The 2287-nt window shown below is 75.0% G+C and carries 3 protein-coding genes; 1 reads left to right on the plus strand and 2 read right to left on the minus strand.

The genetic code is table 11. From position 1 onward, the window contains the following. Both E1283_RS35520 and E1283_RS35525 read right to left on the minus strand, forming a co-directional pair. A partial coding sequence (locus tag E1283_RS35520) for a MerR family transcriptional regulator (protein WP_132822283.1) occupies window positions 1–860 on the minus strand: 860 nt, incomplete at its 3' end. Next, window positions 847–1542 carry a HEAT repeat domain-containing protein gene (locus tag E1283_RS35525; protein WP_132822284.1) on the minus strand — a complete coding sequence of 232 codons (696 nt, stop codon included), beginning with the start codon at window positions 1540–1542 and terminating at the stop codon, window positions 847–849. The genes E1283_RS35525 and E1283_RS35520, both read right to left, overlap by 14 nt. A gap of 163 nt (window positions 1543–1705) precedes the next feature. On the opposite strand from E1283_RS35525, the gene E1283_RS35530 reads away from it, so the two are divergent. Beyond that, window positions 1706–2218, plus strand: coding sequence for a hypothetical protein (locus E1283_RS35530; protein ID WP_132822285.1), 513 nt, complete (start codon window positions 1706–1708; stop codon window positions 2216–2218). Window positions 2219–2287 lie beyond the last annotated feature (69 nt).

Genomic DNA, 2287 nt, shown 5'->3' on the forward strand with positions numbered 1-2287 from the left:
GTGGTGGGGTGGGCAAGGCGGGAGACGAGGTCGGTGGCGATCCGGTCCGCCGTCGCGGGGTCGCTCGCCAGCCTGCTCAGCGCGTCGGCCGCTTCGGTGTCGTTCCTTCCCTCGACGATCAGGTCGAGGAGCACCGGGACGGCGTCGGCCACGCCGCGTGCGCCGAGCGCCAGCGCCGCGTGGCCGCGGACCGTGGGGTCGGTGTCGGGGTCGGTGAGGGCGGTCCGCAGCACGGTGGTCGCCCCGTCGGTCGGGAGTTCGGCGATGGTCCTGGCGGCGCGTCGCCGCACCTCGGCCGTGGGTGAGCGGAGGCCCTTCGCCAGCGGGGGCAGCGCGTCCTCGCCCGAGGGGGCGAGCGCCCAGCGGAGGGCTCCCGCGACGTTCGGGTCCGGCTCGCCAAGCACCGCCTCGACCAGTGCCTCCACCGGTACGGGGACGGCCTCGACCGAGGCGAGGGCCGCGCGCTGGCGCGCCCCCGCGCTCGTCGACCGCAGCGCCTGGAGGAGCGCGACGATCCGGAGGACGTCCGCCCAGTCGGCGGGTTCCGCGGCGTTGATCCGGTGGAGTCGGGTGAGCAGTTCCGTCTCCGCGGCGATGCGGTCACGGGTCCGGCGGACGAGGTCGTCGACGAGCTCCGCGGGCGCGAAGTCGGGGTCGTCGAGGGCACGCCCGACGTCACGCAGCGAAAGACCCAACGACCGCAGGCTCTCGATGTGGAAGACGCGCCGGATGTCCTCGTCGGAGTACTCCCGGTAGCCGGAGCCGGTGCGGCCCGTCGGCCGCACCAGGCCGAGCGTCTCGTAGTGCCTGAGCATGCGGGCGCTGACCCCGGATCGTCGTGCGACGTCACCGATCAGCATCGCCAACCGCCATGATCCGTTTCGCCTCCTCGATCGCGAACTCGAAGCCGGCGTCGGGGTCGCGCCACAGCTGTTCCGTGGCGATCGCGTGCGCCCGCACGCGGGGGTCGGGGTCCGTCGTCGCGGCGCCCAGGACGGGCGACGTCGCCTCGCCGAGCGCGATCAGCGCCCGGCTGAGGCTCAGCCGCGTCCCGCGTGCGCCGCGCCCGAGCTGTGTGGCCAACAGTACGGCCAGCCCGCGCTCGGCGCCCTCGGGCACCAGCACGACCGCCGCCCGCCAGGCGCTCCTGGCCACCTCGTCGTCGGGGTCGGCGAGCAGCGCCGGGGTGATCGCCGGCCACGCCCGCCGGTCCCCGATCTTGGACAGCGTGTGCAGCGCCTGGCTCCGTGCCCGGGCGCGTTCCGAGCGGACCTCGCGGACCTCGCGGACCAGCGCCGGGACCGTGGCCGACGCCGGGTGGCGGGTGAGTGCCCAGGTCAGCATCTCGCGCACGGAGAAGTCGGGTTCGACGGCGCAGCGCTCGACGAGCGTGGGGACGGACCGCGGGTCAGGGGTCGTGCCGACGGCCAGTGCCGCCCGCAGGCGGACCGACGCGCTGTCGTCCGCCAGCCCCCGGAGGGCTCGCGCGTGGTGCGGGTCCTCGTTCGGGTTCTCGTTCGTGTCCTCGTTCGGCCTGGTCATCGGGACCACCTCCTCGACCGCAGTGAAGACCTTGTCACCGTGGCAAGGTCAAGCGGCACGAGGTCAGGGGGCACGAGGTCGGGCGGCGCGGAAAACCGCTGCCGCCGGTCGCCGGTTCGGGGCTAGCCTTCGAGGCCGCCCGTTGGAGCGACCGGGGAGTGCCGTGGATCAGGACTGGCAGGGCTGTGTCGAGAACGCCGTCGGCTGGGCGAGGGGGCACCTCGGGTCGACCGCCTACGCCTCGCGGTGTCTGGCCTTCGTGGAGGACGCCTACGAGCGGCCCAACCACCTGGAGGTCTTCGGCGGCGACTTCGCCCGGGAGTCCGCCGAGCTGTACGCGGCACGGGACAACACCGGGGTGCCGCCGGCCGGGGCCTTCGCCTTCTACGACAGCGGCGGGGAGTTGCTCGGTCGTCGGCGGAACTGGGGGCACGTGGGGCTGTGCGTCGGGGACGGCCTGGTCGTCCACGCCTGGGACCGGGTGCGGATCGACCACTACCTGGCGGTCCAGGACCTGACGGGCCCCCCGGGGTGGGACGCTCCCGGCTGGCTCGGGTGGGCGCCGGCCCAGCGAATCCTCCAGGGGTTCCGGCCGAAGGACTGGTCGGCGGCGGGCGACGCGGCCGACGCCGCCCGGCGCGCGCAGACGGCCAGGTTCGGGGAGGGAGCCCGTTGACAGGGGCGGACTTCCGGACGACAGGCGGCCGGGTGCGGGGTCGAGCGGTGGGCGGCGGGGTCACCGCCG

It is taken from the genome of Streptomyces hainanensis (genome assembly GCF_004348415.1).
GTDB lineage: Bacteria > Actinomycetota > Actinomycetes > Streptomycetales > Streptomycetaceae > Streptomyces > Streptomyces hainanensis.

Bases quoted from the DNA above. Each gene is read 5' to 3' on its own strand.
- E1283_RS35525 (WP_132822284.1), bottom strand. From the start codon at position 1,542: ATGACCAGGCCGAACGAGGACACGAACGAGAACCCGAACGAGGACCCG.